This is a genomic window from Paraburkholderia oxyphila NBRC 105797, assembly GCF_000685075.1.
Taxonomy (GTDB): Bacteria; Pseudomonadota; Gammaproteobacteria; order Burkholderiales; family Burkholderiaceae; genus Paraburkholderia; species Paraburkholderia oxyphila.
Genome location: NZ_BAYD01000143.1, coordinates 1 through 23,189, shown reverse-complemented (window position 1 = coordinate 23,189; position 23,189 = coordinate 1). Strand labels below are relative to the sequence as shown.

General features: G+C 67.1%; 24 protein-coding genes. 20 read left to right on the top strand and 4 right to left on the bottom strand.

Annotation, left to right across the window (positions count from 1 at the left end; translation table 11 throughout):
• The 7 genes from BO1_RS43835 to flhA form a co-directional block, all read left to right on the top strand.
• Window positions 1-693 (top strand): chemotaxis protein CheB (locus BO1_RS43835; protein WP_028222995.1); only part of this gene is annotated, 693 nt, incomplete at its 5' end.
• Between the two features lie 189 nt (window positions 694-882).
• A complete protein-coding gene (gene cheY / locus BO1_RS43830) occupies window positions 883-1,278 on the top strand; it encodes a chemotaxis response regulator CheY (RefSeq protein ID WP_028222994.1) in 396 nt (131 codons plus the stop codon).
• A gap of 19 nt (window positions 1,279-1,297) precedes the next feature.
• Window positions 1,298-2,002 carry a protein phosphatase CheZ gene (cheZ, locus tag BO1_RS43825; protein ID WP_028222993.1) on the top strand — a complete coding sequence of 235 codons (705 nt, stop codon included), beginning with the start codon at window positions 1,298-1,300 and terminating at the stop codon, window positions 2,000-2,002.
• A 517-nt stretch (window positions 2,003-2,519) separates the two neighbouring features.
• Window positions 2,520-3,026: a DUF2844 domain-containing protein gene (locus tag BO1_RS43820; protein WP_043288869.1), complete on the top strand. Its 507-nt coding sequence runs from the start codon at window positions 2,520-2,522 to the stop codon at window positions 3,024-3,026.
• Between the two features lie 23 nt (window positions 3,027-3,049).
• Window positions 3,050-4,357 (top strand): DUF3443 domain-containing protein, encoded by a 1,308-nt coding sequence (locus BO1_RS43815; RefSeq protein ID WP_407670082.1) that lies wholly within the window; start codon window positions 3,050-3,052, stop codon window positions 4,355-4,357.
• 304 nt (window positions 4,358-4,661) lie between these two features.
• Window positions 4,662-5,993 carry a flagellar biosynthesis protein FlhB gene (gene flhB, locus BO1_RS55295; protein WP_084688749.1) on the top strand — a complete coding sequence of 444 codons (1,332 nt, stop codon included), beginning with the start codon at window positions 4,662-4,664 and terminating at the stop codon, window positions 5,991-5,993.
• The gene (flhA, locus tag BO1_RS43805) at window positions 5,990-8,089 is read left to right on the top strand and encodes a flagellar biosynthesis protein FlhA (RefSeq protein ID WP_028222990.1); all 2,100 of its coding nucleotides are present in this window, start codon (window positions 5,990-5,992) and stop codon (window positions 8,087-8,089) included. The genes flhB and flhA overlap by 4 nt, the downstream gene beginning before the upstream one ends.
• A 68-nt stretch (window positions 8,090-8,157) precedes the next feature.
• Here flhA and BO1_RS43800 read toward each other — a convergent pair whose 3' ends face one another.
• Window positions 8,158-8,400, bottom strand: coding sequence for a type II toxin-antitoxin system prevent-host-death family antitoxin (locus BO1_RS43800; RefSeq protein WP_028222989.1), 243 nt, complete (start codon window positions 8,398-8,400; stop codon window positions 8,158-8,160).
• A 359-nt stretch (window positions 8,401-8,759) separates the two neighbouring features.
• Here BO1_RS43800 and flhF point away from each other — a divergent pair, with 359 nt between their 5' ends.
• The 5 genes from flhF to BO1_RS43775 all read left to right on the top strand — a co-directional run bounded on the left by flhF (window position 8,760) and on the right by BO1_RS43775 (window position 13,652).
• Window positions 8,760-10,877 carry a flagellar biosynthesis protein FlhF gene (gene flhF, locus BO1_RS43795; RefSeq protein WP_028222988.1) on the top strand — a complete coding sequence of 706 codons (2,118 nt, stop codon included), beginning with the start codon at window positions 8,760-8,762 and terminating at the stop codon, window positions 10,875-10,877.
• On the top strand, window positions 10,870-11,832 hold the full coding sequence (locus BO1_RS43790; protein ID WP_028222987.1) for a MinD/ParA family ATP-binding protein: 963 nt from the start codon (window positions 10,870-10,872) through the stop codon (window positions 11,830-11,832). Before flhF ends, BO1_RS43790 begins: the two co-directional genes overlap by 8 nt.
• 18 nt (window positions 11,833-11,850) lie before the next feature.
• Window positions 11,851-12,582, top strand: a complete 732-nt coding sequence (locus tag BO1_RS43785) for an RNA polymerase sigma factor FliA (RefSeq protein WP_028222986.1) — start codon at window positions 11,851-11,853, stop codon at window positions 12,580-12,582.
• A gap of 289 nt (window positions 12,583-12,871) precedes the next feature.
• Window positions 12,872-13,192, top strand: coding sequence for a type II toxin-antitoxin system TacA family antitoxin (locus tag BO1_RS43780; RefSeq protein WP_028222985.1), 321 nt, complete (start codon window positions 12,872-12,874; stop codon window positions 13,190-13,192).
• Window positions 13,167-13,652, top strand: coding sequence for a GNAT family N-acetyltransferase (locus tag BO1_RS43775; RefSeq protein ID WP_245644074.1), 486 nt, complete (start codon window positions 13,167-13,169; stop codon window positions 13,650-13,652). Before BO1_RS43780 ends, BO1_RS43775 begins: the two co-directional genes overlap by 26 nt.
• A 102-nt stretch (window positions 13,653-13,754) precedes the next feature.
• On the opposite strand, the gene BO1_RS43770 is transcribed toward BO1_RS43775, so the two are convergent.
• The 3 genes from BO1_RS43770 to flgA all read right to left on the bottom strand — a co-directional run bounded on the left by BO1_RS43770 (window position 13,755) and on the right by flgA (window position 16,082).
• Window positions 13,755-14,201 (bottom strand): flagella synthesis protein FlgN, encoded by a 447-nt coding sequence (locus BO1_RS43770; RefSeq protein WP_028222983.1) that lies wholly within the window; start codon window positions 14,199-14,201, stop codon window positions 13,755-13,757.
• A 62-nt stretch (window positions 14,202-14,263) separates the two neighbouring features.
• Complete coding sequence (gene flgM / locus BO1_RS43765; RefSeq protein WP_028222982.1) at window positions 14,264-14,638, bottom strand: flagellar biosynthesis anti-sigma factor FlgM; 375 nt, start codon at window positions 14,636-14,638, stop codon at window positions 14,264-14,266.
• Between the two features lie 145 nt (window positions 14,639-14,783).
• Window positions 14,784-16,082: a flagellar basal body P-ring formation chaperone FlgA gene (flgA, locus tag BO1_RS43760; protein ID WP_028222981.1), complete on the bottom strand. Its 1,299-nt coding sequence runs from the start codon at window positions 16,080-16,082 to the stop codon at window positions 14,784-14,786.
• Window positions 16,083-16,309: 227 nt separating this feature from the next.
• On the opposite strand from flgA, the gene BO1_RS43755 reads away from it, so the two are divergent.
• The 8 genes from BO1_RS43755 (at window position 16,310) to BO1_RS43720 (ending at window position 23,163) form a co-directional block, all read left to right on the top strand.
• Window positions 16,310-16,885: a flagellar basal body protein gene (locus tag BO1_RS43755; RefSeq protein WP_028222980.1), complete on the top strand. Its 576-nt coding sequence runs from the start codon at window positions 16,310-16,312 to the stop codon at window positions 16,883-16,885.
• Between the two features lie 106 nt (window positions 16,886-16,991).
• Window positions 16,992-17,417, top strand: coding sequence for a flagellar basal body rod protein FlgC (flgC, locus tag BO1_RS43750; RefSeq protein ID WP_028222979.1), 426 nt, complete (start codon window positions 16,992-16,994; stop codon window positions 17,415-17,417).
• A gap of 164 nt (window positions 17,418-17,581) precedes the next feature.
• On the top strand, window positions 17,582-18,232 hold the full coding sequence (locus BO1_RS43745) for a flagellar hook assembly protein FlgD (RefSeq protein ID WP_281179245.1): 651 nt from the start codon (window positions 17,582-17,584) through the stop codon (window positions 18,230-18,232).
• 35 nt (window positions 18,233-18,267) lie between these two features.
• Window positions 18,268-19,539: a flagellar hook protein FlgE gene (gene flgE, locus BO1_RS43740; protein WP_028222977.1), complete on the top strand. Its 1,272-nt coding sequence runs from the start codon at window positions 18,268-18,270 to the stop codon at window positions 19,537-19,539.
• 35 nt (window positions 19,540-19,574) lie between these two features.
• Window positions 19,575-20,333 carry a flagellar basal-body rod protein FlgF gene (gene flgF / locus BO1_RS43735; protein ID WP_028222976.1) on the top strand — a complete coding sequence of 253 codons (759 nt, stop codon included), beginning with the start codon at window positions 19,575-19,577 and terminating at the stop codon, window positions 20,331-20,333.
• A 46-nt stretch (window positions 20,334-20,379) separates the two neighbouring features.
• The gene (flgG, locus tag BO1_RS43730; protein WP_028222975.1) at window positions 20,380-21,168 is read left to right on the top strand and encodes a flagellar basal-body rod protein FlgG; all 789 of its coding nucleotides are present in this window, start codon (window positions 20,380-20,382) and stop codon (window positions 21,166-21,168) included.
• 70 nt (window positions 21,169-21,238) lie between these two features.
• Complete coding sequence (locus BO1_RS43725; RefSeq protein WP_084688751.1) at window positions 21,239-21,970, top strand: flagellar basal body L-ring protein FlgH; 732 nt, start codon at window positions 21,239-21,241, stop codon at window positions 21,968-21,970.
• On the top strand, window positions 21,964-23,163 hold the full coding sequence (locus tag BO1_RS43720; protein ID WP_028222973.1) for a flagellar basal body P-ring protein FlgI: 1,200 nt from the start codon (window positions 21,964-21,966) through the stop codon (window positions 23,161-23,163). Before BO1_RS43725 ends, BO1_RS43720 begins: the two co-directional genes overlap by 7 nt.
• The last annotated feature ends 26 nt before the right edge of the window (window positions 23,164-23,189 follow it).

Genomic DNA, 23,189 nt, shown 5'->3' with positions numbered 1-23,189 from the left:
GGCGCCGCCGCTCATGCGGCGCACCCCGCCGGCGCGCACGGCAGCCACGCGCCAGCGCCGGTGCACGCCGCGCCGATGCTCAACAACCCGCTCGTCTCGACCGAGAAGCTCGTGATCGTCGGTGCGTCGACGGGCGGCACCGAGGCGATCCGCGAAGTGCTGCAGCCGCTGCCGCCCGACGCGCCCGCTGTGCTCATCGCGCAGCATATGCCGCCCGGCTTCACGAAGTCGTTCGCGCAGCGCCTGAACGGCCTGTGCCGCATCACCGTGAAGGAAGCGGAGCACGGCGAGCGCGTGCTGCCGGGACACGCCTATATCGCGCCGGGCCACGCGCATCTGCTGCTCGCGAGAAGCGGCGCGAACTACATCGCCCATCTGTCCGACGAAGCGCCGGTGAACCGGCACCGGCCGTCGGTGGACGTGCTGTTCCGCTCGGCGGCGCTGCACGCGGGCAAGAACGCGATCGGCGTGATTCTCACGGGCATGGGGCGCGACGGCGCGGCGGGCCTGCTGGAGATGCGCCGCGCGGGCGCTTTCACGCTCGCGCAGGACGAGGCGAGCTGCATCGTGTTCGGCATGCCGCGCGAGGCCATCGCGATGGGCGCCGCCGACGAGATCGCGCCGCTCGCCGACATGAGCCGCCGCGTGATGACGCGCCTCGCCAGCATGGGCGAGCGCGTGCAGCGCGTGTAGCGAACGACGCAGGCTGGACAAACGGCGCGGCGGCGCGCAAGCTGCTGCGCCGCTTGAGGACGAAGCTTTGGCTGAGAGAGCGTGTGGCCATGCAAGGTACACACGATCGATGACGATGAATCGATCCGGATGGGCGTTGGGCTCGTCTGGATCACTGCCCGGGTTTTGGCCTGGAGGAATGGAACCGAGATGGATAAGGGAATGAAGATTCTGGTGGTGGACGATTTTCCGACGATGCGCCGGATCGTCCGCAACCTGCTCAAGGAACTGGGCTACGCGAACGTCGACGAAGCCGAGGACGGCGCCGCGGGCCTCGCGCGCCTGCGCGGCGGCAGCTACGACTTCGTGATTTCCGACTGGAACATGCCGAACCTCGACGGCCTCGCGATGCTCAAGGCGATCCGCGCCGACGCGACGCTCTCGCATCTGCCGGTGCTGATGGTGACGGCGGAGTCGAAGAAGGAAAACATCATTGCCGCGGCGCAGGCGGGTGCGAGCGGCTATGTCGTGAAGCCGTTCACGGCGGCGACGCTCGACGAGAAGCTCAACAAGATTCTCGAAAAGATGGCGAAGGCCGGGAGCTGACGTGAACGAGTTCACCGACGTGCCGCCCGCCGGGGCATTCGATGGCGCTGGCGCCGAAGCGGGCGAGTTCGCTTCGGACCGCATCCTCGCGCGCATCGGCCAGCTCACGCGCACGCTGCGCGACTCCATGCGCGAGCTCGGCCTCGACAAGCACGTGGAGCGCGCGGCCGAAGCGGTACCCGACGCGCGCGACCGGCTGCGCTACGTCGCGAACATGACGGAGCAGGCGGCCGAGCGCGTGCTTTCCGCGATCGAGGTGGCCAAGCCGATGCAGGTCCAGCTCGAAAGCGACGCGAAAGCGCTCTCGGCGCGCTGGGCCACGTGGTACGACGCGCCGATCGGCCGCGAGGAAGTGCGCGCGCTGATGGACGAGACGCGCCAGTTTCTGGAAGGCGTGCCGCAGTCCACGGCGGCGACCAACCAGCAGCTGCTCGAAATCATGCTCGCGCAGGATTTCCAGGACCTGACCGGTCAGGTGATCAAGAAGATCATGGATGTGGTCTACCTGATCGAGCAGCAACTGCTGACGGTGCTGGTCGAGAACATCGCGCCCGAGCGGCGCGAGCAGTTCGCGGCGAACGCCGCGCTGCTCGCGGAGACGGCCGGCGGCACGGGCAGTCCCGAGACCCTGCTGAACGGCCCGCAGATCGATCCCGAAGGCAAGGCCGATGTGATGCAGGATCAGGCGCAAGTGGACGATCTGCTCGCGAGCCTCGGGTTCTAGCGCAGCGGCTTCTGACGGCCTGTGACGGCTGCTGCGGTCGCTCGGGCAGCGGTTCGGGCAGCCGGTTCTGGCAGCCCCTCCTGCCGCATTCTCACGATGCGGCCGCTTCCCGATTGCATGGCTTGCGGCGCGCTTGATCGCCGGAAGCGCTGGCCGTGCGGATAGCTCCCGAATGTCATCCCGCACAGGCATACTAGAGAGCGTTCGCTCATTGCCGTCGTGGTGCGCACCGTGGCGGTGCATCCCAGCGCTGCCAGTCGTTTCCCGTCAAGACGCCGCCCGTAGCCACCAGTCATAAGGCGCGGGCGCCGCGCGGAGGAACACGCGACCGAGAGAGGGGAGGTCCATCTTGTATCCGCACGCATCGACCGTTGTGTCTGCCGTGTCCCGCGCGGCTCACTGTGCCGGCTCGTCCGGCGCGCCGGGCCCGTCCAGTTCGTCTTCAGATTCGCTTTCAGCCCAGTCCCGAGGTTCCCGCGGCACGGCATGGCGCTTTGTCGCCGCGCTCGTGTGCGCAATGGGTACTTGGGGGATGGCGCAGCCGGCCAGCGCCGCGCTGGGTGGTGCGCCCATGGCCACGCCCCCGGGCGCGAGCGTCACTATTCCGAATACTGCGCTCGGCCCGGTTGGCCAGGGCGCCGCCTCCACGGTCATGCACCAGGCGACCGAGGCCAGTGCGACATCCGGTGCTTCCGCCACCGGCGGCGCGGCCGCATACACCGTCCGGCAGACCACGCTCGCGAACGGCACCGTCGTGCGCGAGTTCGTCTCGCAGGCGGGCACCGTATTCGGCGTGGCCTGGAACGGGCCGCAGCCCCCCGATCTCTCCGCACTGCTCGGCAGCTATTTCCCGCAGTACGTCGCAGGCGTAGAGGCCAATCGCGCCAAAGGCGTGCGCGGAACCGGCGCGATCGATAACAGTGGCCTCGTCGTACACTCGGGCGGCCACATGGGCGCCTTCTCCGGACAGGCATGGCTGCCGCAGGCGCTGCCGGCCGGCGTCAGCACGTCCGACATTCAATAACGAACGGGAGGCGACGCGTGTCCATCTACGGAATCCCCAACGCCTTCGCTCTCGCCCTGCGTGAGCCGCGCTCCTTCATCCTTGCCGTGCTGCTCGCGCTCACGTCGGGCCTCGCCGCTTGCGGCGGCGGTGGCGGCAGCTCCGGCTCGAGCTCCAGTCCCAGCAGCTCCGGCGGTAACAGCGCCACCTCCTCGCTGCCCGCCGGTCCCAACCAGCAGCCCATCGCCGCCACGGGTTCGAACACCGTGCCCGTGACCGTGAACAGCGGCATCACCGGCAGCACGCCCAACATCCCCACCGTCAGCGTGACGATCTGCGTGCCGGGCACGAGCAACTGCCAGACCATCAACAACATCCAGGTGGACACGGCCTCGTTCGGCCTGCGCGTGCTCGCCTCGGCGCTCAATAACTTCAACAGCTCGTTGCCTGCGGCGACCAGCAACGGCAGCCAACTCGCCGAGTGCACGGCATTTGCCGACGGCTACACATGGGGCGCGGTGCGCACCGCCGATGTGAAGATCGGCGGCGAGACGGCCAGCGCGATTCCGATCCAGGTGATCGGCGACGCTGCTGCTTCCACGGCGCCTTCGGCGTGCGCAAACATCGGCCCGGCGCAGAACACGACGCAGGCGCTCGGCGCGAACGGCCTGCTCGGCATCGGGGTCGCGCCTTGGGATTGCGGCGCAAACTGTGCGTCCAACGCCGCGAACGGCTTTTACTACGTGTGCCCGAACGGCACCAACTGCAGCAACGTGACCGTCCCGCTCGGGAGCCAGGTGGCCAATCCCGTCGCGCACTTCGCGGTCGACAACAACGGCGTGATCCTGCAGATGCAGCCTGTCTCTAATAACGGTCAGCCCTCCGCCACGGGCACGCTGGTGTTCGGCATCGGCACGCAGTCGAACAACGCGATGAATGCGTCGCAGCGCTTCGCGACCACCGAGTGGGGCGACCTCCCGAGCAGCAGCTTCAATGGCAGCACGCTGGAGGCGTTCCTCGACTCGGGCTCAAACGGCTTGTTCTTTAGCGACAGCTCCATCGCACAGTGCGGCGGCGGTCTCGGCACGTTCTACTGCCCGTCCACGCCGCTCACGCTTACTGCGACGCTGACCGACGTGAACAATGCCTCGGGCAACGTGAGCTTCAACGTAGCGAGCGCCTCCGTGGTGCTCAACAACGGCAAGAATTTCGCGCTCAACGATCTTGCCGGGCAGTTCGGCTCGAGCGCGAACCTCGACCTCGGTCTGCCGTTCTTCTACGGGCGGTATGTGTATTTCGGCATGGATCAGGCGGACAACGGCGGGACGCAGACGCCTTACGTGGCCTTCTGACGCGTTGTCCCACGCGCGCCCGCCGCGGCTGCGGCGGGCGCGCACCGAGAATTTTCGTCCCTGATTCCCCGCGCGGCGGCGTCGCCTGTGCCCGTCGCAGCTTCGACCCCAGTCCAGTCCCGCCACGCCCCCCTTTGCGGCGGCAAAGCCTGCGGCGATCCCATCCCGCGAAATACCCCGGTTTCCCTGCCTTACTCCGCCGATCACCGCTTGCGCCGCGCGGCAATAATCGCTCTCACTGAAAAAGGGCGTGCGCCGTCACCGCAGGGGTGGCGGGCCGCGTGCGCCGCCGACCGGAGTATCCGTGGCAGAGGACAGCGACCTCGAAAAAACCGAATCAGCCACTCCCAAGCGCCTCGAAAAGGCGCGTGAGGAGGGGCAGATTGCGCGTTCGCGGGAGCTTTCCACGTTCGCGCTGCTTTCGGCGGGGTGCTTTGGCGCCTGGCTGCTCTCGGGCACCATCGGCGAGCATCTGCAGACCATGCTGCGCGGCGCGCTCACGTTCAACCACGCGGGCGCCTTCGAGACCAGGCGCATGCTCACGGGCGCCGGTGTGGCCGCGCGCGAAGGCCTGTTCGCGCTCCTGCCCGTGCTCGCGCTGACCGGCGCCGCCGCGCTGCTCGCGCCCATGGCGCTGGGCGGGTGGCTCTTCTCGACCCAAGTGCTGGAAGTGAAGTTCAGCCGTCTCGATCCGCTGTCGGGGCTCGGACGCATCTTTTCGGTGAACGGTCCGATCCAGCTCGGCATGTCGCTCGCGAAGACGCTCGTGGTGGGCGTCATCGGCGGCTCGGCGCTGTGGGCGCGGCGCGAGGAGATCCTCGGCCTCGCCATGCAGCCGCCGGTGCGCGCGCTCGCCGACGCCATGCATCTGATCGCCGTGTGCTGCGGCACGACCGTCGCCGGCATGTTCGTGGTGGCCGCCATCGACGTGCCGTACCAGCTCTGGTCGTACCACCGCAAGCTGCGCATGACCAAGGAAGAAGTGAAGCGCGAGCACCGCGAGAACGAGGGCGACCCGCACGTGAAGGGCCGCATTCGCCAGCAGCAGCGCGCCATGGCGCGCCGCCGCATGATGGCGCAGGTGCCCAAGGCCGACGTCGTGGTGACCAACCCGACGCACTTCGCCGTCGCGCTGCAATACGCCGATGGCGAAATGCGCGCGCCGAAAGTGGTCGCCAAGGGCGTGAACCTCGTGGCGGCGCGCATCCGCGAGCTCGCAACCGAACACAACGTGCCGCTGCTCGAAGCGCCGCCGCTTGCGCGCGCGCTCTACTACAACGTCGACATCAACCGTGAGATTCCCGGCCCGCTCTACGGCGCGGTCGCGCAGGTGCTCGCGTGGGTCTATCAGCTGAAGCGCTTTCGCGAGCACGGCGGCGACGTGCCGATGGCGCCCACCGACCTCGACGTGCCGCCCGAGCTCGACAAGGGCGCGGTGAGCGACGAAGACGCGGCCGAGGAAGCCGACGAGGCACTCGCGCCCGAGGCACGCGCGGCCGGCGGCAACACGCCCGGCAGCGCACCGGACGCAGCATCGAACACCGCATCGAACTCCGCCCGCAGCGCGAATTCCGGCGCGAACCGTAACGCAACGCGCAACGAAGCACGCGGCGCGAATGAAGGAGCAACAGAATGAACGCCCGCACCGGTTTCCTCGCGCGGCGCCCGGACGTGCTGCAAGGCACGAATCTGCGCGCACTCGCCGGGCCGATCCTGATCTGCATGATCCTCGGCATGATGATCCTGCCGTTGCCGCCGTTCCTGCTCGATCTGCTGTTCACCTTCAACATCGCGCTTTCGGTCATGGTGCTGCTCGTCAGCATGTACACCATGAAGCCGCTCGACTTCGCGGCGTTCCCGAGCGTGCTGCTGTTCTCCACGCTGCTGCGCCTCTCGCTGAACGTGGCCTCCACGCGCGTCGTGCTGCTCGAAGGCCACACCGGTCCGGACGCGGCCGGCAAGGTGATCGAGTCGTTCGGCCACTTCCTCGTGGGCGGCAACTTCGCCGTGGGTATCGTCGTGTTCGTGATCCTCATGGTGATCAACTTCATGGTGATCACGAAGGGCGCGGGCCGGATCGCGGAAGTGTCGGCGCGCTTCACGCTCGACGCCATGCCCGGCAAGCAGATGGCGATCGACGCCGACCTCAACGCGGGCCTCATCAACGAGGAAGCCGCGCGCAAGCGCCGCACCGAGATCGCCCAGGAAGCCGAGTTCTACGGCTCGATGGACGGCGCGAGCAAGTTCGTGCGCGGCGACGCCATCGCGGGCCTGCTCATCATGGCGATCAATATCATCGGCGGCCTGATCGTGGGTGTCGTGCAGCATGGCATGCCGTTCGCGGCAGCGGGCGAGACCTACACGCTGCTCACGATCGGTGACGGCCTCGTCGCGCAGATTCCGTCGCTCGTGATTTCGACGGCCGCCGGCGTGATCGTCTCGCGCGTGGCGACCAATGAGGACATCGGCACGCAGCTCACCGGCCAGCTCTTCACGAACCCGCGCGTAATGATGATCACCGGCACGATCATCCTCATGATGGGCCTGATTCCGGGCATGCCGCACTTCGCGTTCTTGCTGCTGGGCGGCGGCGCGATCCAGCTCGGCCGCGTGCTCAAGAAGAGCGCCGAGGCGAAAAAGGCCAGCGCCGTGCTCGCGGACGTCCTGCCGGCGGCTGCCGCGCCGGTCGAGAACGCGGAGGCGAGCTGGGACGACGTGGCGCTCATCGACACGCTCGGGCTCGAAGTGGGCTACCGCATCATTCCGCTCGTCGACAAGAACACCGACGGCGAGCTGCTCAAGCGCATCAAGAGCATCCGCAAGAAGTTCGCGCAGGAAATCGGCTTCTTGCCGCCGGTCATTCACATTCGCGACAACCTGGAGCTGCGCCCGAACGCCTACCGCATCGCGCTAAAGGGCGTGGAAGTGGGCTCGGGCGAGGCGTTCCCGGGCCAGTGGCTCGCGATCAATCCGGGACAGGTGAGCGCGGTCGTGCCCGGCACGCCGACCACCGACCCGGCGTTCGGGCTGCCCGCGATCTGGATCGATTCGAACATGCGCGAGCAGGCGCAGGTGTTCGGCTATACGGTGGTCGATTCGAGCACCGTGGTGGCGACGCACCTCAATCACCTCGTGGTGATGCACGCGGCCGAGCTGCTCGGCCGCCGCGAAGTGCAGGCGCTCATCGAGCGCGTGCAGAAGGACACGCCCTCGCTCGTGGACGACCTCGTGCCGAAGGTGCTGGCGGTCACGACACTGCAGAAGGTGCTGCAGAACCTGCTCGAAGAAGGCGTGCCGATCCGCGACATGCGTACGATCATGGAGTCGCTCGCGGAGCACGCGCCGCGCATGCCCGACGCGCACGACCTCACGGCGGCGGTGCGCATCTCGCTGGGCCGCGCGATCACGCAGCAGTGGTTCCCGGGCAACGGCGACATGCAGGTGATGGGGCTCGACGCCAATCTCGAACGCGTGCTCTCGCAGACGCTCACGTCCGGGCCGAACCCGGGGCTGGAGCCGGGTCTCGCGCACACGCTGCTCACGCAGACCGAACTGGCGATGGGGCGTCAGCAGGCGCTGGGTTTGGCGCCCGTGCTGCTCGTGCAGCACGCGCTGCGGCCGATGCTCTCGCGCTTCCTGCGCCGCAGCCTGCCGCAGTTGAAGGTGCTCTCGTACGCCGAGGTGCCGGATACGCGCAATGTGCGGGTGGTGAATGTGGTGGGGGCGGGGTGAGGGGGGGAGGCGCATGCTGCCCGAACTGGAAAAGGGCCCGCTTGATGCGGGCATTGCCGCTTTTCAACTCACAGCTCGCTTAGCTTCACCGCGACCACGGGTTCTCCTTGGCGAGCTTTGACGAGGCGGCATAGCTCGATGTCTTCGAGCGTCTCGCATAGCGCGTCCCACAGTCCAACCGGCACGAGGAGCGCCACGGGCTTGCTGCCTTGCATCACGGTCACCGGACGATCTGCTGACGCGACGATTGCTTCAAGGCGGGTTTTCAGGTCTTCGATGTCGATTGATGCTTGCGGGACGAGCGTTTCCATCGTGCGGATTCTCCGTGGCGGAAGTGAGGGGGGCTGGCGCCGGATCAACATGGCGCTGGTGTGCAACCTGGCGTGAAGACGCCACTCTATGAGCCACCCGCCGGCCTGTGCCTTGCGCCGAATCAAGCTCCACGGCAGCCGTCGATCGACCCGCGCCGCCGCGCCGCGCGCAAGCACGCAGGCTTCCCCCATCCCCCGAATTACCCAGATTTCCCCGTCCTGATCCACCGATCGTCGAGGGCTCACCTTCGAAATAATTCCAACATCAGAGAAGGGCCCGCGCGAGCGCGCCAGGCTCGCAGCAATCCAGACGCAATCGACGGGCGGCACGGGCCGCTCACCTCAATCAGGGGCATAGCTTGAACATTCGCAAATTCATCGGTGGCACCAGCCGCGACGCTCTGCGCCTCGTGCGCGAAGCGCTGGGTGCGGACGCCGTTGTGCTGTCGAACCGCACGCTCGACGACGGCAATGTCGAAATCGTCGCGCTCGCGGACAGCGACCTCGCGGCCATCGCGCCGGCGGATGGTGGAGCGCCCTTTGGCGGAGCGCCCTTTGGTGGAGCGCCCCTCGGCGGTGCCCCCTCCGGCGGAGCGTCGTTCGGCAACGCCCAGGCACAAGGCGTCGCCGGCTCCGCAGCAAAGTCGCCGCGCGCGGCCCTCGGCGCACAGCCTGCCGCGAGCGTCGCGACGCCCGTGGGCAACCCCTACGCAAGCGGCGGCATGCCCGACGTGTTCTCGTCGGTGTTCGGCGCGAGCCCGGAGGTGGGCGCCGAGCGCGACGCGGCGGGGGCAAACGCCGATGCACACGACGAAGGCGACGGCAGCGACGACGCCACCGTCTCGTTCGCCCAAGCCACCCAGGCGAAGCTCAGCGCCGAAGCCCCCGAAGCCGCGGCGCAGCCGTTCGCGGCCTCGCGTGCTGCGACTGGCCAAACCGCACACCAGTCGACGATGCCGCCGAGCGCGCAGACGATGCAAGCCGCCCAGCCGTTTGGTGCCGCGAAGACCGCAGGCGCTGCGGGCCGCGAAGCCGCCGGGCGGTTCGAACAGGCCGCCATGCAGCCCGCTGCCGATCCGTCGGGCGCGCCGCGCACGATGGCCGAATCGAATCCCTGGCTGATCGACCACGCGCGCCGCATCGCGAGCCAGCAAGCGGGTCAGCAGGAGCAGGCGCTGCCGCCTGGCATCACGCCCGCAGCCGCCATGGCCAAGGGTCTCGGCGTGGCCGCCGATCCCGTGCATCGCGCCGACGTCGAGGCGAACACGCCCGATTGGGCCCGCCAGGCCGCGCACGTCGCGGCGCGCCGCGCCGCCCGCAGCATTGGCCAGAGCCCGGACGCAGCCGGCCCGGCACCCGTTGCCCAGAACACCACGCCTGGCGCGCAGCCTGCCCATGCCGCACAGGCCATGCAGACCGCACAGACCCCGGCACCCGCCGCCGCGCCCAGCACGGCGCAGACGGTGAGCGAAGCGATTCGCGCGCGCATCGAGCAGGTCGTCAACGAAACCGTGATGCACGAGCTCGCCTCCATGCGCGGCATGATGGAAGAGCAGTTCGCGGGCCTCTTGTGGGGCGAGCGCCAGCGCCGCAATCCGGTGCAGGGCACGCTCACGAAGCAGCTGTTCGCGGCGGGTTTCTCGGCGCAGCTCGTGAAGATGGTGGTCGACCGCCTGCCCGAGGTGGAAAGCGAGGAAGCCGCCATGCAATGGGCCCAGTCGGTGCTCGAATCGAATCTGCCGGTGCTCGAGGACGAAGAAGCGCTCATGGAGCACGGCGGCGTGTTCGCGCTGATGGGGCCGACCGGCGTGGGCAAGACCACGACCACGGCGAAGCTCGCCGCGCGCTGCGTGATGCGCTTCGGCGCGAGCAAGGTCGCGCTGCTCACCACCGACAGCTACCGTATCGGCGGTCACGAGCAGCTGCGCATCTTCGGCAAGATCCTGGGCGTCTCGGTGCACGCGGTGCGTGACGGCGCGGATCTGCAACTCGCGCTCACCGAGCTCAAGAACAAGCACATCGTGCTGATCGACACGATCGGCATGAGCCAGCGCGACCGCGCCGTGGCCGACCAGATCGCCATGCTGTGCAGCGCCGGCCGCCCGGTGCAGCGCCTGTTGCTCCTTTCGGCGACGAGCCACGGCGACACGCTCAATGAAGTCGTGCAGGCCTACCAGAGCGGCCCGGACAACTCGCCGCTCACGGGCTGCATCCTGACCAAGCTCGACGAGGCAACCAACCTCGGCAGCACGCTCGACACGGTGCTGCGCTACAAGCTGCCGGTGCATTACGTTTCGACGGGCCAGAAGGTGCCGGAGAACCTGTACGTGGCCACGAGCCGCTTCCTCGTTCGCAGCGCGTTCTGCGTGCCGCGCGACCGTTCGCCGTTCGTGCCGCACGAGGACGACATTCCCGCGCTGCTCTCCGCGCTCTCGACGCGTTCGAACACGCAAGCCCACGAGGTCCGGTTTGGATAAGTTTGTGATCGATCAGGCAGAAGGCCTGCGACGGCTGCTCGCGCGCGAAGGCTCGCGCGTGATCGCGGTGACGGGCGGCCCCGGCTCCCCCGGACGCACGACCGTCGTGATCAATCTCGCGGCCGCGCTGACCGCGCAGGGCAAGGATGTGCTCGTCATCGACGAATGCCTGGGCCTGCGCCCGGTGAGCGCGCTGCTCGGCGGCGTGCGTGGCGCGGGCAACTTCGCGGCGGTGATGCGCGGCGAGATGGCGCTGGACGAAGCGGTGGGGCGGCATGCTCTCGGCTTCGGCGTGCTGGCCGCCCCGCGCGAGCCGCGCATGCAGTACACGGACGCGCAGTTGCACGCGCAGTTGAGCAAGCTGCTCGCCGGTCCCGCCGATTTCGTGCTGATCGACGCACAGCTCGACGCCGAAGGCGCGCTCTCGCCGCTCGCGATGCATGCGCACGACGTGCTGATCGTGATGCGCGTGACCGCGCAGGCGATCACCGACGCCTATGCGTGCATGAAGCGGCTGCATTTCGCGCACGCGATCGGCCAGTTCCGCGTGCTCGCGAACCAGGTGGCGAGCGAGAGCGAAGCGCAGGCCGTCTTCGAAAACCTCGCGTGCGTGGCGAGCCGCTACCTCACGGTGGCACTCGAAAGCGCGGGCAGCGTGGCCGCCGACCCACACATGCCGCGCGCGGTGCAGCTCTCGCGCTGCATCGTCGATGCGTTTCCGTCGACGGCCGCCGCGCGCGACTTTCGCCATGTGGCGGCCGAGCTGCCTCACTGGCCGATGCGTCCCGCGCTTGCGGCTTCGGCCGGCGCGCAGGCGCCGCACCTGGCAGATTCGGCAAATTCAGCCGATTCATTCGTTTCATCCGTCACTGGCGTTCCATCCGCGCCTGGGCCGGCTCATGCGGGATGGCGGGCGGATACGCCCGGGCAGCGCACGGCGCACCAGCACGCGTGACGGACATAGGAGAGCCCGATGTATAACGCTCAAGGAAAGATTTCGCAGGCCGAAGTCCTCGCGAAATACGCGCCGCTCGTGCGGCGGCTGGGACTGCAGCTCGTGGCGAAGATGCCCGCGAGCGTGGATCTCGACGACTTGATCCAGGCCGGCATGATCGGCCTGCTCGATGCGGCGAACCGCTACAAGGAAGATCAGGGCGCGCAATTCGAGACCTACGCGAGCCAGCGCATTCGCGGTGCGATGCTCGACGAGCTGCGCAGCAACGACTGGCTGCCGCGCAGCCTGCGGCGCACCTCGCGCGAAGTGGAAAGCGCCGTGCACCAGGTGGAGCAGCGGCTTGGCCGCTCGGCGAGCGAGACCGAGATCGCCGAGCATCTGCAGATGCCGCTCGACGAGTACCAGAGCATGCTGCAGGACCTGCACGGCAGCCAGCTCATCTATTACGAAGACTTCGACCGCGCCGCCGACGACGAGCCGTTCCTCGACCGCTATTGCGTCGATCACTCGGATCCGCTTTCGGCGCTGCTCGACGACAGCCTGCGCGGCGCGCTCGTCGAGGCGATCGAGCGGCTGCCCGAGCGCGAGAAGCTGCTCATGTCGCTCTACTACGAGCGCGGCATGAACCTGCGCGAGATCGGCGCGGTGATGGAGGTGAGCGAGTCGCGCGTGTGCCAGCTACACAGCCAGGCCGTTGCGCGCCTGCGCACGCGGCTGCGCGAGATGTCCTGGGCGGGCACGGAGAATTAGTCAGGCGAGGCGCCGGGGGATCGGCGCCGACAGCGAGGAAAAGGCCGGAGTGCGCGAGCGCTCCGGTTTTTTTGGGGGGCGTTTGCTGTGACGTCGCTGGTGTCATTTTGACACCATAAATGATATAGTGACGCCATACTGCAAGTGGAGATCGCAAAGCCCTGGCTGGATGCACCTCATCATCGAGGAGCTTTGCCCCACGTCTCGCGCGCGCTCGCGCTTTGGAACTTCGGAGTCCCCATCCGCCAAACGATATAGGCGTGTGCCGGCACCGAAAAAAGGACGAATAATGGCTATCAACAGCGGTGTGGAAAACTCCAGCCGGGGGCGAATCACGGCCCGGTTGAGTGCAGAAAAGCAGGAAATCCTGCAGCTTGCTGCAGATCTTTCGGGCAGTACGCTCAATCAGTTTATCGTGCAAGCCGCGCTTAGGGCCGCGGAGCAAGTCATCGAGCAGGAAGAGGTCATTCGTTCCATCCGCCTGACGATGGACGAATCGAAGCGCTTCTTCGCGTTGCTGGACGAGCCGGCGAAACCTAATGAGGCGCTGCAGCGCGCGATGGCACGCTTCAGGAAGAACAAGATTGGAAACGCAGATACGTCAGCTTAGGGAGAACGACGATCGCAACAGCTTCGATTGCGGCGTTGATTCGATGAACGAATGGATTCGCCATGTAGCGAGCCAGCATCAGAAGAAAAATCTCTCGCGGACCTATGTCGCGACATTGTCTGTTGAAAGCAGGGCGATCATTGGCTACTACGCGCTTGCCGCCACGTCGGTGCAAACAGATGGCATGCCGGGCGGCCGGCTTCCCGGAAATGTATCCGCGGTGCTCCTCGCCCGGTTGGCTGTAGACGTCCAATACAAAGGGCGGGGCCTTGGCGAATACCTTTTGGCCCACGCACTCGACATCGTGCTGACTACGGCCGAGGCTGTGGGTGTGCAGTGCGTCGTGGTTGACGCACTCGACGAAACCGCAGCGGGGTTCTACGCGAAATATGGCTTTGCACCGTTCACCAATGTGCCGCGCAGGCTTTTTTTGCCTGTAGCGACGATCCGGCAGGCCTGAAATCGCCCTCGCCGGCATTGCCGCCATCTCCAAAAGCAAAAGCCGAAGCACCATCGCTTCGGCTTTCATCTTTTATGAACCGCGCGTTGCCGCGCAAACTGCTTACAGCCCGAACGCCGGCAAACGCCCGTCCGGCCCGTATAGCATCGATGCGCCGTTGCCGGTTTCGCCGCGCAGGATCGCGAGCGCCCGGCGGTTATGTTCCATGCGCGTGCGCACCATCATGCCGATCGTGAGGTTCTGGCGGCGCGCGCGCTCGGTCGAGCCCTTGAGCAGGGCCCACTGGCCTGCAAGCCGCGCGTCGCCGTCACAGGCCATCTCGATGCCCTTGCGCCCGCCCGGCAGGCCGAGTCCGGCCAGCTGCGCGTCGCGCGCCTTCTCGAGACCCGCCATGCGCTGCGTGAGCGTCGTCTTCTCTTCGACGATCTGCGGCAGCGCATGGATGCCGTCCGCCGTCGTGAGCGCCTTCTGCTCGAAGGCGAGCAGCGAGGCGAACGCCTCAACCGCGGCGTGTTCGTCGATCAATGTGGCGAGCAGAGCATCTTTCATCGGGGACCACCTGAGAATGCGTAGTTGTAGGGGCGGCGCGTGCTGCCTGGCGCCTGCGCCCCTTAGCTGCCCGACGCCGGCTTGAGCAGGCCGCGTGCGGTTTCGATAATGCCGTCGGCGATCTTGCCGGTGTCGATCTGCAGCGTGCCGTTCTTGATGGCGTCCTTGATCGACTGGACCTGGCCCATGTCGATGTCGGCGGCGCCGCTCGCCGCGAGCGAGCGCAGCGAAGAGGAAAGCGACGAAAGACTCACGTTGGCGTCTCCGCTAGTGCCCGCGCTGGCGCCAGCGCCGGTACCCGAAGCGATCGCGCTCGATGCGGCGGCGGATGCCGTGCCGCCGGCGCCCAGCGCGCTCGCGGAGTCGCTTTGCTGCGTGCGCGCGGCGCCATCCTGGAGCGAGCGCGCGTCATTGCGGGTGGAGGTGTCGATGTTCACGATGGGGATTCCTGATCCGTATGGCTTTGATAACGGCAAGGGCTGGCGCGAACTTTAGCGTGAAAGTCCTGCCGTTACATGCTGTTACGTGTTCTACCGTACGTTCCGCCCCCGCATTTTTCGCCCCAAAGCCTCGTGTTCGTCCCTAGATCTGCACCTGCACCGTGCCGGCGTCTTTCACGACGCCGCTGATGATCTGCCCGCCGGCCGTGCGCACGCGCACCATCTGGCCGGGCGCGGCGTTGTTGAGCACGCTGCCCTCCGAGGAAATCGTGAAGTTCGAGCCGACGGCGATCACCCTGACCGTCTGGCCGATCACCACCGACGAGGCGCTGCGCAGCATGTCCGTGCGCAGCGGCAGGCCCGCCGTGATGCGCGCGAGCGCAACGGCGCCGTTGGCTTGCGTGGGGTCGGTGATGATGGTCTGCGGCAGGCTCGCGAGGTCGCCTTCGCGCGGCATGAAGTCGGCGGCCGAGAGTATCTGGCCCGCGTCGATCTGGCGCGCGGCCACGTAATAGGTGATATCGACGGCGACGCGCCCCACCACATAGAGCGTCCACGGCTTCGCGCCGACACAGCGCACGCCCACGGTCGTGCGGCCCCACATGCGCGCGCCCGGCGGCATGAAGGGCTCGAGCGCGGCACAGGCCGCGAGGCCGCGCGGGAAGACAGGGGGAACGGTGACGCTCACCTTGCCCGGCAAGCCCGCCGCCTGCTGCTGCAGGAAAGCGAGGGCGGTGGCGCGGATGCGCTCGCCGTCTTCCTGGCCTGGCGGCATTTGCGCGGTCTGGCCGTAGGCGACGGCGCTGGCGCTCGTGGCGGTGTAGGCATTGGCGGGCATCGCCGGCGCGTGCGCCACCGATACGGCGGGCAGTCGCGCGGCGGTGGCCGGCGGGGCGGTTTCGACGACGACGGGCGCGACCGCACTCGACGGCGTGACGACATTCACGCGCCGGAGGCCGCCCGCGCCTGCGTTGCCGTTCACGGCGGCGGGCGCCGCGGCGGCTCCGGGCGCGCCGGGGGCGGGAATCGTGACGATCACGGGCGCGGCTGCGTTCGCGCGGCCGCGCTCGCCCGGCCCCGGGATCGTGATCATGCCGGGCTGGTTTTGTGCTTGAGCCGGGTCTTGTCCCGCGTCTTGTGCGTCGGCTTGCGTCCCGCGCGCGAGCATCGCCGCATTTTGCGCGTAGCCGTTGACATAGGGCGTCGCGCCCATCGAACCACCAGCCGCGTTCGCCTTGCCCGGCTGCGCGAGCATCGCGCTCATCTGGGCGGCGTCCGAGCCCGCGCGGTCGCCGGGGCCCGCAATATAGATCTGCTGGTCTGGCGTTTCGCTTTGCGCGTGCGCGGCGCCGCTCATGCCCAGTGCGGCGGCGGCGCCAAGCGACGCCAGCGCTGCCAGCACTGCCGTGGGGCGCGCACGCAAGAGGGCAGTCAGCGGCATCGTCGTTCTCCATTCATTGCATTGACACGCCTCGCATTCTAGGCGGCGGCCCCCGCGCGCTTACGTCGAATAGAGGGGGCCTTTACCGGCTATTCGTCCGATTGGTTCTTGTCAGGCGCGCCTAACATTCGTCTCCATGCGAAAAGGCCTGTGCGCCTCGCCCAGTTGCCCGATGCGCGATGCATGCGCCGAAGCAGCCCCTCATTTCGTGTCACGGAGAACGCCGAATGCTGGACAAACTCGACGCCGAATTCGCCTTTGGCCGCGAAGCGCTCGATGTACGTGCGACGCGCCAGGCGTTGCTGTCCTCGAACATCGCGAACGCCGATACGCCGGGCTACCAGGCGCGCGACGTCGACTTCTCGGCCTCGCTCGCGGGCGCGCTCAAGCAGGCCGGCGCGGCCACGCCGGGCGTCTCCACGCCGGGCGCGATGGCCACGACGGGCGGCGCAGCGGGTGCAACGGGCGCAGTGGGTGGCGCAGGCACGGCTGGCGGCAACTTCCAGCCGCTCGCGCTGGCGCAGCCCGCGGGCGTGACGAGCGGCATGTCGATGGCCACTACCGAGGCGGGCCACATGGCCGGCAACGTGCAGCTGATCCCGACCGGCGGCCCGGCCAACAGCTACACGAGCCCGCTGATGTACCGCAATCCGACGCAGCCCGCGCTCGACGGCAACACGGTCGACCTCGACACCGAGCGGGTGCAGTTCGCCGACAACGCGCTGCACTTCGAGTCGGGCATGACCGTGCTTTCGCAACAGATCAAGACGATGCTCTCGGCGATCCAGTCGGGTTCGAGCTGAGGCTCGGGCATCGATGCAACTACCGAATCAGGCCATACAGCGCGCCCAGCAGAGCAAACGTCAAGCAGGCAAAGACGCACCAGCCATCCGAGAGGTCAACGAAACCATGCCATCCCTGATGAACATCTTCAGCGTTGCGGGCTCCGCCATGTCGGCGGAATCGCAGCGCCTGAACGTGACGGCGTCCAATCTCGCCAACGCCGACAGCACGACGGGCCCGGACGGCCAGCCCTACAAGGCCAAGCAGGTCGTGTTCGCGGTCAACCCGCTCGGCGGCGCGCGCACCGCGTCGGGCCAGCAAGTGGGCGGCGTGCAGGTGACGGGCGTGATCGACGACCCGACGCCCATGAAGCAGAGCTACGACCCGGACAACCCCGCCGCGGACGCCAATGGCTACGTCACGATGCCCAACGTGGACCCGGTGCAGGAGATGGTGAACATGATCTCGGCCTCGCGCTCGTATCAAGCCAACGTCGAGACCCTGAACACCGCGAAGACGCTGATGCTCAAGACCCTGACCATCGGTACCTGAAGCGGCACCTGACGTATCACGCAAGACCAGGACCTGAAGCAGGCGCCAGCCGCACCCCACGCCACACCGCAACATCGAGCGTATCCGAGGAGAACGCGTTGACCTCCAGCAACACCACCATCGGCGGCAGCACCGCCACCGTGTCGCAGCAGCTGCTCGACACCATGAACGGCACCTCGTCGGCTTCGTCGAGCACGTCCTCGACCAGCGGCACGAGCAGCAGCGACCTGCAGCAGACCTTCCTGCAACTGCTCGTCACGCAGTTGCAGAACCAGGATCCCACCGATCCGATGGACAGCTCGCAGATGACCTCGCAGCTCGCGCAGATCGATACGGTGTCGGGCATCTCGCAGCTCAACACGTCGCTCTCGTCGCTCTCGACGCAGCTCTCGGCGGGCCAGAACGCGCAGGCGGCGCTGCTCATCGGTTCCAGCGTGCTCGCTCCGGGCAGCACCGCGGCGGTGTCGAGCGGCAAGGCGCCGCAACTCGGCGTGCAGCTTTCCTCCGCGGCTTCGGACGTCAAGCTCACGATCACCAACTCGTCGGGCCAGGTCGTCAATACGCTCGATCTGGGCGCGCAGTCGGCCGGCACGGTGCCGGTCACGTGGAACGGCACCGATTCGTCGGGCAACACCGTGGCCGACGGCAATTACACGGTGAGCGCCACGGCGACCGTCAACGGACAGTCGGCCAGCGCGACGGCGCTCGTCGCGAGCACGGTGCAGGCCGTGATCCAGCAATCGAACGGCACCGCAGGCCTCGAGCTCGCCAACGGCAGTACGGTTGGGCTTTCGAGCGTGGCCGGCATTCTTTGATACCTATTGAACACCACAGCGCGGAGTAGACACTCATGGGCTACCAGCAAGGATTGAGCGGCCTCGCCGCAGCGTCGAACGATCTCGACGTCATCGGCAACAACATCGCCAACGCGAACACGGTCGGCTTCAAGCAGAGCTCGGCGCAGTTCGCCGACGTCTATGCGAACACCGTCGCGTCCTCGGTGAACACGCAGATCGGTCTGGGCGCGGCGCTTTCGCAGGTGCAGCAGGACTTTTCGCAGGGCACGATCGACACGACCGGCCAGGCGCTCGACGTCGCCATCAACGGCAATGGCTTCTTCCAGATGTCGAACAACGGCACCGTTACGTATTCGCGTAATGGCGTGTTCCAGCTCGACAAGAACGGCTATATCACCGACGCCTCGGGCGACGACCTGATGGGCTACGCAGCCGGTACGAACGGTGTCGTGAATACGGCGCAGACCGTGCCGCTGCAGGTGCCGACCACCAACATCGCACCGGTCACGACCACGAGCGTCACGGCGCAGCTGAACCTGAACGCGCAGTCCACCGCGCCGACCGACTCGTTCAGCACCTCGGATTCGTCGAGCTACAACTATTCGACCTCGATCACGGCATACGACTCGCTCGGCGGCACGCAGCAGGTCAACATGTACTTCGTGAATGGCGGGACCGATGCCACCACGGGCAACCAGATCTGGAACGTCTATGCAGGCACGTCCACTGGCTCCGCATCGGAAGTCGGCACGCTCAGCTTCAATTCGTCGGGCACGCTCGTCTCGTCGAGCGACGTGAGCGGCATTGCCACGGCAGGCTCGGGCCAGATGACGCTGCAGATCCCCGCGGTAGCCGGCACGTCGACGCTCGCCGACGGCGCCGCCCCGATGAACGTCACGCTCAACTTCAGCGGCACGACGCAATTCGGCAGCGCCAACGGCGTGAACAACCTCACGCAGAACGGCTATGCGAGCGGCACGCTCTCGAACTTCTCGATCGGCTCGGACGGCACCATCACCGGCAACTACTCGAACGGCCAGACCAAGACGCTCGGCCAGGTCGTGCTCGCCAACTTCAACAATCCGAACGGGCTGTTGAACCTCGGCGGCAACCAGTTCCAGGAAACGGCCGCCTCGGGCGTGCCGCAGATCTCCACGCCTGGCAGCACGAACCACGGCACGCTCACGGGCGGCGCGGTGGAAGACTCGAACGTGGACCTGACGAACCAGCTCGTCGACCTGATCACGGCGCAGCGCAATTATCAGGCGAACGCGCAGACCATCAAGACCCAGCAGACCGTCGACCAGACGCTGCTGCAGATGTAAGCAGGCGCACGCACCTTCAACGCACCGGGCACATCATGGACCGACTGATCTACACCGCGATGACGGGGGCGAGCCAGGCGCTCGACCAGCAGGCCGTTGTCGCGAACAACCTGGCGAACGTCTCGACCACGGGCTTTCGCGCGCAGCTCGCGAATTTCCGCGCCGTGCCGATGGCGTTCGGCGACGGCACGAGCGCGAACGACACGACCACGCGCACCTTCGTGCTCTCGGCCACGCCCGGCTCCGACATGACGCCCGGTGCGATCTCGCACACCGGCAACCCGCTCGACATCGCCGTGCAGGGCTCGGGCTTCATCGCCGTGCAGACCGCCGACGGCAACGAGGCGTACACGCGCGCGGGCAACCTGCACGTGGACGAGAACGGCCAGCTCGTGACGGCCAGCAACCTCCAGGTGATCGGCGGCGGCGGCCCGATCTCGGTGCCGCCGGGCTCGGCCGTGACGATCGGCAAGGACGGCACGGTTTCGGCGATCGCGCCGGGCAGCCCCGCCGACGCCATCGCCATGATCGATCAGATCAAGTTCGTGAACCCGCCCGCGGGCTCGCTCACGCGCGGCGACGACGGCCTGTTTCGCACGGCCGATGGCAACCCCGCCGACGCCGACCAGACGGTCCAGGTGGCGACGGAGTCGCTCGAAGGCAGCAATGTGAATCCGGTGGCGGCGATGGTCTCGATGATCGACAACGCGCGCCAGTTCCAGTTGCAGTCGAAGCTGCTGCAAAACGCCGACCAGAACGACCAGAGCGCGAACCAGCTGCTCCAGTTCACCTAAGCCATTTTGAAAAGGCGGCGCGCGCGCGCGCCGGGAGAAAGACACCATGAACCGATCGCTCTACATCGCCGCCACCGGCATGAACGCCCAGCAGGCGCAAATGGACGTGATCTCCAACAACCTCGCGAACGTGAGCACCAATGGCTTCAAGGGCTCGCGCGCGGTGTTCGAGGATCTCATGTACCAGACGCTGCGCCAGCCGGGCGCAAACTCCACGCAGACCACCGAGCTGCCCTCGGGCAGCCAGGTAGGCACGGGCGTGCAGCAAGTCGCCACCGAGCGCATCTTCACCCAGGGCAACCTGCAGCAGACCGGCAACTCGACGGACGTGGCGGTCAACGGCGCGGGCTTCTTCCAGGTGCAGATGCCCGACGGGACGACCGCCTACACGCGCGACGGCTCGTTGCAGACCAACGCGCAGGGCCAGCTCGTGACGTCGAGTGGCTATCCCGTGCTGCCGACCATCACGGTGCCTGCGAACGCCACCTCGCTCACCATCGGCAGCGACGGTGTGGTGACGGTCACCACGCCCGGCTCGTCGAACAACACCACCATCGGCTCGCTGCAACTGGCCATGTTCATCAACCCGGCCGGCCTGCAATCGAACGGCCAGAACCTGCTTTCGGAAACGGCCTCGTCGGGCGCGCCCACAGTGACGACGCCGGGCCTGAACGGCTCGGGCACGCTCAACCAGGGCTATGTGGAGTCCTCGAACGTGAACGTGGTGCAGGAGCTCGTGAACATGATCGAGACGCAGCGCGCCTACGAGATCAACAGCAAGGCGGTCACGACCTCCGACCAGATGCTGCAGACCTTGAGCCAGATGCAGGTTTGAGCATCAGGTGAATCAGAGGCATTAGCTGAATAGCCGTAGTGAACAGTACGAAAGAGAAGTGGTGAAGAGCATGAGCCAGTCCGTCCGAAACAACTCTCGCAAGCGCGCGGCGCCATCCAGCGCGCGGGCGTTGCCGCGCGCCACGGCGTCGTGGGCAGCGACGCTCGCGCTCGCCGCGCTGGCGGGCTGCGCCTACATCCCGAACAAGCAGCCGATCACGGCGCAGCCGATGACGGCCGTGCCGCCTTCGCCGCCGCCCAACAGTTCGCCGGGCTCGATCTTCAACCCTGGGTACACAGGGCGGCCGCTCTTCGAGGATCAGCGCCCGCGCAATGTCGGCGACATTCTCACCATCGTCATTTCCGAAAACATGTCGGCGACCAAGTCCTCGGGCGCCAATACCAAGCGCGGCAGCACCACGAGCTTTTCGGGGAGCGCGGGCTTCCTGCCGGGCTTCTTCAACCACGCGAACCTGAACTCGCAGGGCGCGAACCAGTTCGACGCGACGGGCGGCGCGAACGCCTCCAACACCTTCACGGGCGTGATCACCGTGACCGTGACGAACGTATTGCCCAACGGCAACCTGATGGTCTCGGGTGAGAAGCAGATGCTCATCAATCAGGGCAACGAATTCGTACGCTTCTCCGGCGTCGTGAACCCGGCCACCGTTGCCGGAGACAACTCCGTGCTCTCGACCGACGTGGCCGACGCGAGAATCGAATACTCCGCGAAAGGCGTGATCGACGAAGCCGAGAGCATGGGCTGGCTGCAACGCTTCTTTTTGAATCTCGCGCCATGGTAAAGATCCACTTCCGCTACACGCGCCGCTCGCGCGTGAAAGACGTGCTCACCGCACTGGGCTTCGTGGTCGGTCTTCTGTTCGCGTGCGGCGCGCTGCTGGCTTACGCCGTGCCCGCGCATGCCGAGCGCGTGAAGGACCTCGTGTCGATCACCGGCGTGCGCGACAACCCGCTCATTGGCTACGGCCTCGTGGTGGGCCTCGACGGCACCGGCGACCAGACCACCCAGGCGCCCTTCACGACACAGACGCTCGCGAACATGCTCGCGAACCTGGGCATCTCGATCAACAACACCTCGAGCGCGACGGGCTCCTCGCAGACGCTCAACAACATGCAGTTGAAGAACGTCGCGGCCGTGATCGTGACCGCCACGCTGCCGCCGTTCGCGCGGCCCGGCGAGCAGATCGACGTGACCGTGTCGTCGCTCGCCAACGCCAAGAGCATTCGCGGCGGCACGCTGCTGCTCACGCCGCTCAAGGGCGCCGACGGCCAGGTCTATGCCATCGCCCAGGGCAACGTGGCGGTGGGCGGCGCGGGCGCTTCGGCCAACGGCAGCAAGGTGCAGGTGAACCAGCTCGCGGCGGGCCGCATTGCGGCAGGCGCCACGGTGGAGCGAGCCGTGCCTTCGCCCGTCACGCAGGCGGGCGGCATCCTGCAGATGGAAGTCAACGACATGGACTACGACACGACGCAGCGCATCGTGGCGGCGATCAACAACATGTTCGGCGAGAGCATCGCGCAGGCCGTGGACGGCCGCACGATCCAGGTGCGCGGCCCGACCGATCCCTCGCAGCAGGTGGGCTTCATCGCGCAGATCCAGAATCTCGACGTGCGCCCGGCGCAGCCGGCGGCGAAGGTGATCCTCAACGCGCGCACGGGCTCGATCGTGATGAACCAGATGGTCACGCTCGATAGCTGCGCGGTGGCGCATGGCAATCTTTCGGTGGTCGTGAATACGCAGACGGCGGTGAGCCAGCCGGGGGCGTTCTCGAACGGCACCACGGTGACGGCGCGCCAGTCGCAGATCCAGTTGAAGCAGGACAACGGGTCGCTCAAGCTCGTGACAGCGGGCGCCAACCTCGCGGAAGTCGTGAAGGCGCTCAATGCGCTTGGCGCGACGCCCGCGGACCTCATGTCGATCCTGCAGGCGATGAAGGCGGCAGGCGCATTGCGCGCTGATCTTCAGATTATCTAGGTGAGTGTGTATTGGAGGGGTAGCTC

Excerpts from the sequence above, each read along its gene's own strand:
- flgG (WP_028222975.1), top strand. The coding sequence starts at position 20,380 with ATGAACCGATCGCTCTACATCGCCGCCACCGGCATGAACGCCCAGCAG.
- BO1_RS43800 (WP_028222989.1), bottom strand. The coding sequence starts at position 8,400 with ATGGAAACGCTCGTCCCGCAAGCATCAATCGACATCGAAGACCTGAAA.
- cheY (WP_028222994.1), top strand. The coding sequence starts at position 883 with ATGGATAAGGGAATGAAGATTCTGGTGGTGGACGATTTTCCGACGATG.
- BO1_RS43755 (WP_028222980.1), top strand. The coding sequence starts at position 16,310 with ATGCTGGACAAACTCGACGCCGAATTCGCCTTTGGCCGCGAAGCGCTC.
- flgF (WP_028222976.1), top strand. The coding sequence starts at position 19,575 with ATGGACCGACTGATCTACACCGCGATGACGGGGGCGAGCCAGGCGCTC.
- BO1_RS43820 (WP_043288869.1), top strand. The coding sequence starts at position 2,520 with ATGGGTACTTGGGGGATGGCGCAGCCGGCCAGCGCCGCGCTGGGTGGT.
- BO1_RS43745 (WP_281179245.1), top strand. The coding sequence starts at position 17,582 with ATGAACGGCACCTCGTCGGCTTCGTCGAGCACGTCCTCGACCAGCGGC.
- flhA (WP_028222990.1), top strand. The coding sequence starts at position 5,990 with ATGAACGCCCGCACCGGTTTCCTCGCGCGGCGCCCGGACGTGCTGCAA.
- BO1_RS43780 (WP_028222985.1), top strand. The coding sequence starts at position 12,872 with ATGGCTATCAACAGCGGTGTGGAAAACTCCAGCCGGGGGCGAATCACG.
- BO1_RS43720 (WP_028222973.1), top strand. The coding sequence starts at position 21,964 with ATGGTAAAGATCCACTTCCGCTACACGCGCCGCTCGCGCGTGAAAGAC.
- BO1_RS43770 (WP_028222983.1), bottom strand. The coding sequence starts at position 14,201 with ATGAAAGATGCTCTGCTCGCCACATTGATCGACGAACACGCCGCGGTT.
- flgC (WP_028222979.1), top strand. The coding sequence starts at position 16,992 with ATGCCATCCCTGATGAACATCTTCAGCGTTGCGGGCTCCGCCATGTCG.
- flgA (WP_028222981.1), bottom strand. The coding sequence starts at position 16,082 with ATGCCGCTGACTGCCCTCTTGCGTGCGCGCCCCACGGCAGTGCTGGCA.
- BO1_RS43785 (WP_028222986.1), top strand. The coding sequence starts at position 11,851 with ATGTATAACGCTCAAGGAAAGATTTCGCAGGCCGAAGTCCTCGCGAAA.
- BO1_RS43725 (WP_084688751.1), top strand. The coding sequence starts at position 21,239 with ATGAGCCAGTCCGTCCGAAACAACTCTCGCAAGCGCGCGGCGCCATCC.
- flgE (WP_028222977.1), top strand. The coding sequence starts at position 18,268 with ATGGGCTACCAGCAAGGATTGAGCGGCCTCGCCGCAGCGTCGAACGAT.